General features: G+C 57.1%; 8 protein-coding genes. 6 read left to right on the top strand and 2 right to left on the bottom strand.

The genetic code is table 11. The annotated features are described in order from the left end of the window. Positions 1–140 precede the first annotated feature (140 nt). Positions 141–389, bottom strand: a complete 249-nt coding sequence (locus tag HKN37_03070; protein NNE45624.1) for a hypothetical protein — start codon at positions 387–389, stop codon at positions 141–143. A gap of 20 nt (positions 390–409) precedes the next feature. Between HKN37_03070 and HKN37_03065 the strand changes: the two genes are divergently transcribed. Genes HKN37_03065 through HKN37_03055 form a run of 3 tightly spaced genes read left to right on the top strand, consistent with a single transcriptional unit; the run spans position 410 to position 5,023 of the window. Beyond that, positions 410–1,594 (top strand): glycosyltransferase family 4 protein, encoded by a 1,185-nt coding sequence (locus HKN37_03065; protein NNE45623.1) that lies wholly within the window; start codon positions 410–412, stop codon positions 1,592–1,594. After that, complete coding sequence (gene asnB / locus HKN37_03060) at positions 1,582–3,480, top strand: asparagine synthase (glutamine-hydrolyzing) (protein ID NNE45622.1); 1,899 nt, start codon at positions 1,582–1,584, stop codon at positions 3,478–3,480. Before HKN37_03065 ends, asnB begins: the two co-directional genes overlap by 13 nt. 7 nt (positions 3,481–3,487) lie before the next feature. Then, on the top strand, positions 3,488–5,023 hold the full coding sequence (locus tag HKN37_03055) for an FAD-dependent oxidoreductase (protein ID NNE45621.1): 1,536 nt from the start codon (positions 3,488–3,490) through the stop codon (positions 5,021–5,023). On the opposite strand, the gene HKN37_03050 is transcribed toward HKN37_03055, so the two are convergent. Next, positions 5,011–5,733 carry a hypothetical protein gene (locus tag HKN37_03050; GenBank protein ID NNE45620.1) on the bottom strand — a complete coding sequence of 241 codons (723 nt, stop codon included), beginning with the start codon at positions 5,731–5,733 and terminating at the stop codon, positions 5,011–5,013. The genes HKN37_03055 and HKN37_03050 overlap by 13 nt on opposite strands. Before the next feature lie 163 nt (positions 5,734–5,896). On the opposite strand from HKN37_03050, the gene HKN37_03045 reads away from it, so the two are divergent. The 3 genes from HKN37_03045 to HKN37_03035 all read left to right on the top strand — a co-directional run. Beyond that, entirely contained in the window at positions 5,897–6,715 is an 819-nt protein-coding gene (locus HKN37_03045; GenBank protein ID NNE45619.1) for a methyltransferase domain-containing protein, read from the top strand. Continuing rightward, the gene (locus HKN37_03040) at positions 6,712–7,713 is read left to right on the top strand and encodes an NAD(P)-dependent oxidoreductase (protein ID NNE45618.1); all 1,002 of its coding nucleotides are present in this window, start codon (positions 6,712–6,714) and stop codon (positions 7,711–7,713) included. The genes HKN37_03045 and HKN37_03040 overlap by 4 nt, the downstream gene beginning before the upstream one ends. A gap of 5 nt (positions 7,714–7,718) precedes the next feature. Beyond that, the coding region (locus tag HKN37_03035; protein NNE45617.1) for a methyltransferase domain-containing protein at positions 7,719–8,385 on the top strand (667 nt) is incomplete at its 3' end.

Below are 8,385 nucleotides of genomic sequence, written 5' to 3'. Positions count from 1 at the left end.
TCGCCGTCGTACCGTGGGGGTTCGGCAAGTGGTTCGGTTCGCGCGCGAAGATATTGCGTCAACTACTCGACGACTTTGGTCCCGATTCGTTCTTTCTGGGAGACAACGCCAACAGACCTGCCATCGGCCCTCGTCCGCGACTATTCGCACACGCTGAGGCGCACGGCTTCCGCGTCCTCCCCGGGAGCGACCCACTTCCCTTTCCGGCGGAGTGCCGGCGAGCCGGGCGCGCCGGCTTTGCACTCTCCGGCGATCTTGATCTCAATCGACCAGCCCAAGATCTCAAACAGAAGCTGATCGACCGCAACAACAGCATCAGAACCTTCGGCGAACTCGAAACTCCGGTCCGATTCCTGGCCAACCAGCTCAACATGCAGCGAGCGAAACACTCAACAACGACGACCTCCTGATGAAGGTGCTCGTCATATCTCCACAGCCGGTCTTCCAGCCTCGTGGGACACCGCTCAGCGTTTACTATCGCACGCTCGTAACGGCCGAACTAGACGCCGACATTGATCTTCTGACGTACGGAGAGGGGGCGGACATCGACATACGCCGGGTGAGAATCGTTCGCATTCCACGCTTCCGTGTTCTCGGAAACGTGAAGGTCGGACCTTCGATGCTCAAGCTCTTTCTCGACGTCTGGCTGTTCTTCAAGACAGTCGGGCTACTTCTCACGCGGAAATACGACTTCGTTCATGCCCACGAGGAAGCGGTGTTCTTCTGCGTCTTGCTCAAGCCGCTATTTCGATTTCGATATGTCTACGACATGCATTCGTCGCTTCCACAACAGTTGAAGAGCTTCGAGTTCACCCGATCGAAATTGATCATCTGGATATTCGAGGCTCTTGAAAAGAAGGCTTTGCGTTCGGCGGACGCGGTTATCACGATATGTCAGGATCTGTACGACTACGCAGAACCTATCCTGCAGGGCAGGTGCCCGCATGTCATGATCGAGAACTCCCTGCTGGATCCTGTCCAACTGATCACTCCACGGGATGAATCAAAAGAAGAGCGCGTCGCGATACCGCTCCCTGGCGACCATCGCCTGGTCGTCTACGCCGGGACGCTTGAACCGTATCAGGGAATTGAGCTTCTTCTGGAAGCGTTTGCCGCGCTGGCAACAAGATTAGACGATGTGTCGCTGGTGATTGCTGGAGGAAAACCGGCACAGATCGACCACTACAGGGCCATGGCACAAGACCTCGACATCAACGCGCGATGCCACTTTACGGGTTCGATATCAAGAGCTGCCGCGATGCATCTCAATGGACAGGCCAGCGTCCTCGTATCACCCAGGACCGTGGGTGGCAACACGCCACTCAAAGTCTATGAGCAACTCGCGTCGGGGATTCCTCTCGTTGCAACCGACATTCACTCCCACACGCAGGCGCTGAACGAGGACGTGGCATTTCTCGTCAGGCCCGACGCCGACTCGTTCAGTGACGGACTCCTGCGTGCGTTGACGAGTCAAGACCAGGCTCGAAAGAAGGTGAAGAACGCTCTCGCGTTGTACGCCGAGAAGTATTCGCGCGAGACTTACGTCGGGAAGATGAAAATCATACTTGAAGCAGTCGACGGATGTGTGGCATAGCAGGCATCGCCAGGTTTTCGGGTAGACCAACGCCCACCATTGAAACGTTAGCGTCGATGGTAGAGACGCTGCATCATCGTGGTCCCGACGATGATGGTCTCGAAATCGTCAACGGCGTTGCTCTGGGAATGAGGCGCCTGTCCGTCATTGATATTGAGGGGGGTGCGCAGCCCGTCTTCAACGAAGACCGATCGATTCGCGCCGTGTTCAACGGCGAAATCTACAATTACCGTGATCTGAGGAGCGAACTCTCGCGACTAGGTCACGGTTTTCGGTCCGAGTCCGACTCCGAGGTGATCGTCCATGCCTATGAGGAGTACGGGCTAGATTTCGCGGGGCGTCTCAACGGGATGTTTGCGATCGCGCTTCACGACGTTCGGGCGGGTCGAGTGGTGCTTGTCCGAGATCCGGTGGGGATCAAGCCGCTCTACTACTGTTGCAGCCCGGATGACATCGTATTCGGATCCGAAGTCAAGGCTTTGCTGGCCAGCGGCCTCGTTCACAGCGTACTGAATATCGACGCGCTGGCTGACTTTCTTGCCTGGGAATACGTCCCCGCACCGCAGACACTTCTCCGTTCGGTCCGGAAGCTCGAGCCGGGCACCATGATCGACATAGACCTCCGTGCGCCGGATCCCAGACCTGTGCAGTACTGGAATGCTCCCACGTACCCGGGTGAGACGCAGCGACCGGAGCGCGAGTGGGAAGACATGGTGACCGAACAGATTCGACGCTCCACCACACAGCAGATGGTCAGTGACGTTCCGCTGGGAGCATTCCTGTCGGGCGGCGTCGATTCTTCACTGATTGTGTCGGCCATGGGTGATGCGCGGACGTTCAGTATCGGATTCGAGGACCCGTCCTACAACGAGCTCGACTGGGCACAGAGGGTCGCGCGCCACCTGGGCGTATCGCACGTGCAGGAGACTATCGGGCCCGACGTCGCCCACCTGTTCCACGACCTGATGCATTTCCTGGACGACCCCATCGGTGACTTCTCCATATTTCCCACCTTCCTCGTCTCAAGACTGGCCCGGCGCCACGTTACGGTAGCCTTGAGCGGAGACGGTGCCGATGAGCTCTTCGGTGGATACGAGACGTATTCGGCCGCGCGCATCGCGCGGCTGTACGATGCCATACCACGAGTGGTCCGCCAGCGACTACTTGAGCCTACAATCGGCGCCGTTCGGCCACGTTCAAGAAAGAAAGGCCTGATCAACAAGGTGAAGCGCTTCGTTGAGGGTGCCGGTCATTCGACCGCGCTTTCACACGCACGCTGGCGGCTCTTCGCCGCCGAGGCAACACTGCAGCAACTGTTCACACCCGACGCCCTGGCAGATCGAAATACAGAGACGGGCGACCATATCGTTCGACTGCTGGACGAGGCGAAACACCTTACGCCTGTGAACCGCTCTCTGTATGTTGACTTCAAGAGCTACCTCAGCGACAACATCCTGACGAAAGTTGACCGCATGTCGATGGCCGTTTCGCTCGAGTCACGGGTGCCGTTTCTGGATATCAACATGGTTGATCTCGCCTTTCAGATTCCGGACGACCTGAAAGTCCGGAGCACGTCGACCAAGATCCTGCTCAAGCGAGTAGCCTCCAGGCAGATTCCACCAGAGTGTGCAAACCGTCCGAAGGAAGGGTTCAGCATTCCGATCAAGTCGTGGCTAGGAACGGGTTTTCGTCCGTTGATGGAAGAGTATCTGGATGAGAGAAGACTGGCGACACAGGGGATATTTCGCACCGACACGGTGTCAAGGTTAAAGTCGGAGCACCTGCAGGGGACGGCCAATCATAGCCACTTGCTATGGAGTATGATCGTTTTTCAGGCCTGGAGCGAGAGATGGTACGACGGCAAGACACAGACCGGCGCGGCGTGATAGCAGCATGACGACTCCAGGGAGCCTACAGCGCAATCCTTCGGCCGCGGCCGAACGTGAATACGATCTCATTGTCGTTGGCGGTGGTATCTACGGCGTGATGCTGGCCTTCGAGGCGTCGGCCCGCGGTGTCTCCGTCTTGTTACTGGAGAGAGATGACTTCGGCAGCGCCACCAGCTTCAACAGTCTCAAGACCATCCATGGCGGACTTCGACATCTCCAGCGGCTGAACCTCCGACAACATCGGCTTTTCGTAAACGAGCGGAGGTGGTTTTTACAGCAGTTCCCCGACCTCGTACAACCCCTGCCCGTGCTGATGCCGCTATACAACGCCGGGCTGCGTCGGCCGGGCGTGATGCGAATGGCCTTGACCATCGATCACCTCCTTTCCGTCGATCGAAACAGGGGCCTTCCCGCCCACAGATCCATACCGCGGGGAACTATCATCTCGGCGTCGGAAGTGAAACGCCTCTATCCGGATGTCGAAACCAGAGGCCTCGGCGCCGGGGCACTTTGGTTCGATGCATGCATGCCCGATTCGCATCGGCTGATCATCGAGGTCCTTCGTGCAACCTGTCGGGCAGACTCCGTAGTCCTGAACTATGTGTCCGCATCCGATCTGATGACCGCCGGTGGGCGAGTAGTGGGCGTGTACGCCGTCGATCATGTTGACGGAACAGAGCTTGGATTCAAGGCGCCTCTCGTGGTGAATGCGGCAGGCCCGTGGAGCCGGGACGTGGGGCGGGCATTCGACCGCGACCATCCCGAGCTCTTTCGGTTTTCGGTCGCGTGGAATGTTCTCCTCGATCGGGAAGCTCTCTCCGATCATGCGCTGGCAGTAGCACCTTCTCATGCCGGCGGACAGGTCTATTTCCTTCACCCGTGGAAGGGTCGTCTGTTGATCGGTACGGGTCATGCAAGTCGGGACGCTTTATCCCAAGAACCGGATCCCTCGGAGGCAGAGCTACGCACCTTCCTTGACGACATCAACGATTCCGTACCGGGAATCGCGCTAACAACGGACGACATACTGCACGTCTTTTCCGGATTCCTGCCGGTCAAACGCGAGCGGACGACAGAGCTGACTTCCGATTCCTCCATTGTAGATCACGGCAAGGCGGGAGGCCCGACAGGCTTATTCAGCGTTGCGGGAAACAGGTTTACGGCATCGAGAAACACCGCACACCGCCTGGTGTCGCGGCTCTTTCCGGGCTTGGCCGACCACGGCGCAGCCGGAATTCCGAGGGATGAGACCATCGGCAAGCGGACTGCGGAGACCGGGTACGCGTACGAATGGTGGCCGGAACAGCTGGACGCGTCAACGCGGGAGATGCTCAAGCGCACCATCGCCGAGGAGGCCGTCATGCATCTGGACGATCTGATCCTCCGCCGGACGTCGATCGGAGATAACCCGGCCCGCGCCCTGGCGCTGGCCGCCGAACTATCGACCCTCTTCGAATGGGATCAACCCCGTCGGCGGCAGGAGCTGCAGAGAATCAACACCCACTTTAGCTGGATGTCGACCGACTGCTACTCTGAGTAAAGCGATTCAAGAACCGGCCGCAGGGCATCCGTCCACTCACGATATCCTTCGTCACTGAGATGGAGGGAATCCGACACAAACAAACTGCTGCGCGGCCTCCCGTCCGGAATCAGCATCAGCGATGCGAGATCAACGTACCCGAGCAGTGAATCGGACTCAGAGTATGTACGGATGAGATCATTCGCCTCGGCCATCTGCGGCCAGACCGACCAGCGACTTGGGCTCGGTTTGATCGAGACAAATAGAATGAACGGGCGCTGCCCCGCATCACGAACGTATGAAACGAAGTTGCGATAGTCGCTCAGTACTTTCGCCGGACTTTTGCCATCGTTTACGTCATTGTCGCCCGCGTAGAATACAATTATCTGTGGCGCGTATGGCAACACGACTTCTGTCACAAAATGATTGACGTCCGAGATGTGAGATCCCCCGAATCCCCTGTTGAGGATAGGGAACTCCGAAAACAGCGAGTCCGTTGGCCAGAGCCGAATACTGGAACTACCCACGAACAGGATTGGATTGGCAGGTGGTGGGGTCGCACGGTCTATTTCGCCGAAAGATGCGATCTTTGCGTCAAAGCGGTGAGGATCCGGGGGCCGCGGACCGTTGAGCCTCGGATAAATCAGGGCTCCGGCCACAACTGCGAGCAGTCCCAGAATTAACGCGGCAATCGCGACAAACTTCCACCGCGGCTGGTTCTTGACGGTCATTCGATTCCTGGTCTTATAGTCCGGTGACGGATCGGTCTACCGCGTAAGTTACTCAGAAGAACGACACAGTCCCTCCGACGACGGACAACTGTGCTCGAAGGCCCACCAAGAATCCGTTTGACTCCGTTTAGAAAGGTGATCAGAACTACCACGACGATGAATCATGACTGAAACATCACACTGGCAGCTGCAGATGTTTCAGAAGACGCTCAAGAAGAAGCTTCGCCTGAAACACCTTCGGCATATTCTTGGGACGCTGCGAGAAGACGCGAAGTGCCTTCTGGTCACATGCGGGGACAACAATGGGGCGATCAACTACTACCTGAGAGAGTTGGGGGGCGAATGGTCATTTGCGGACCTTGAACCGGATGGTATCGGCGAGATGAGCGATCTGCTCGGGGTCGACGTTCTGCTTGCCAGACAGGACCAGATCCCTTATCCAGACGGGAGCTTTGACTGGGTCGTGGCAATTGATGCACATGAACACGTATCGCGACCCGACCTGTTCACGGCGGAACTCTACCGCATCATGAAGGACAATGGCCGTATTGTGATCACTGTACCCGGGGGAGATCCGACCCGGACCGTGAATCGAATCAAGAACTGGATCGGGATGACTAAGGATAAGTATGGTCACGTCAGAGACGGCTTCAGCACGCTTGAGCTGAACACTCTTATGCAATCCTCGGGATTGGAGCCTGGCCGGGACGTTACCTTTTCTCGCTTCTTTACGGAAATGATCGAGCTCGCGATCAATTTTGTTTACGTTAAAGTGCTTTCCCCTGGAGGGCCCGAGCCCGTCAGGACCGGAACCATCGCACCTCAGACGCTGGACCAGATTCAGTCCATCCGGAAGACCTACAGGATGTATGCCGCAGTATATCCTCTGTTCTGGCTCGTATCCCAATTGGATCGACTGCTGTTCTTCTCTCCGGGATACGTCGTCATGGTGCAGGGCCGCAAGGATGAGGTCCCTGCATGAGCAGCAAGAGGATCCTCGTCACCGGCGCAGGTGGCTTCATTGGACTTGAGCTTTGTGAACACCTGGCCGCCGCCGGACACCAGGTCACGGGCGTCGATGTTCGGTACCCGACTGGAGGCTCGTCTTCCGCATTCGAAAGACATACGATGGACTACCGGGACATCGGCACGACTGAATCGCTGATGCGCGGTCAACATGTCGTCGTCCATCTTGCCAGTGCTCACCTTGACGTAAAACTGAGTGACGAAGTGTACTGGGATGTGAATGTCCGCGGACTCAGCGATCTCATGAGTATTGCCGTCGCCGAAAGTGTCGAGCGCTATGTTCACGTCAGCTCGGTTTCCGTATACGGTAACCTGGAGTTTTGGCCGGCAGACGAAGAGTCTCCGTGCCACCCGCAATCAATCTACGGAGAGACCAAGCTGGCGGGTGAGGCGGAGGTTAGAGCTTTTTGCGACCGAACCGGACTGCCTGCCGTGATCCTGAGACCGACATGGGTCTATGGAGCAACGTGTCCGCGTACACAAAAGCTTTACCGCGCGCTTCGCAAGGGTACCTTTCCTATGATTGGCGGTGGAGCGAACGTTCGTCATCCCATATACATTACGGATCTGTTGCAGGCCCTCGACCTCGCTATGGGTCAACCCGTTGCGGGCAACGAGACGTACATTATTGGCGGTGACCAGGTCGTGGCTACAACGGACCTTATAGACACGATGTGCAGTGTGTTTGGACTTCGGAAACCGTGGATTCGGGTACCGCACCTTGCCGGGCAGGTGGCGGCACGAGTCATCGAATCGGGCTCCGCCATAATCGGTGTCGACCCGCCGGTCTCACGACGCACTCTCGAGTTCTTCAACACCAACAATGGATTCGATATTTCAAAGGCGCGGAGCGAGCTCGGGTTTGCGCCCAGATACACACTGGAAGAAGGCCTGTCGGACTGTCGGGCGGCGATCGTCGCGATGAAGAATCATAATCAGGAGAACGAACACTAACGAATATGTCAGGAATCACAGCTCCTACGGATGCGGACGTCAGAGTCCGCGAATCCATTTACGAATATTGGAATGAGCACACACTCGGTCTCCAGTACGTTACCGATAACAGCATTGAGATCGGAAGCCGGGAGTTCTTCGTCCACATCCAGCAGTGGATGAACCCGTACAAGTTTCCATGGATCATGGATCGCATAGATCGAGAGGCGGAACTTCTTCAGGGAAAACATCTTCTCGAGATAGGCTGTGGTATGGGCTTTGACAGCCTGGAATTCCTCAAGCGCGGTGTGCGTGTCACGTCGACGGATCTGACACCCAATGCGGTCAAGATGACGCTTCGCCACTTTGAAATGGAGGGCGTCAAGGCCGAGGAGGTCCGTGTCGAGAGCGTCCTCGATCTCAGTTTTGAGGATAACACGTTCGACGCCGTCTGGGCAAATGGCGTCGTCCACGCGACTGGAGATACGCAGCTTGCGATCAATGAGATACGCCGGGTATTGAAACCGGGCGGGCGCGCGATCATATCGCACTTCTACCGAAAGCCTTCCTGGATGTACTCCCTCAAGCAGATCCGCGGAGTAAACATCGAGTTTGAGGAGGAAGACCCGCCGGTCAATGATTTCCTGACACAGCAGGAATGCGAAGACTTCTTCAGCGGTTTCGACATCGTCG

The sequence above is a fragment of the Rhodothermales bacterium genome, from assembly GCA_013002345.1.
In the GTDB taxonomy this organism is placed as follows: Bacteria; Bacteroidota; Rhodothermia; order Rhodothermales; family JABDKH01; genus JABDKH01.
The sequence above is the reverse complement of the archived record's forward strand: the minus strand, read 5'-3'. Positions and strand labels throughout refer to the sequence as shown.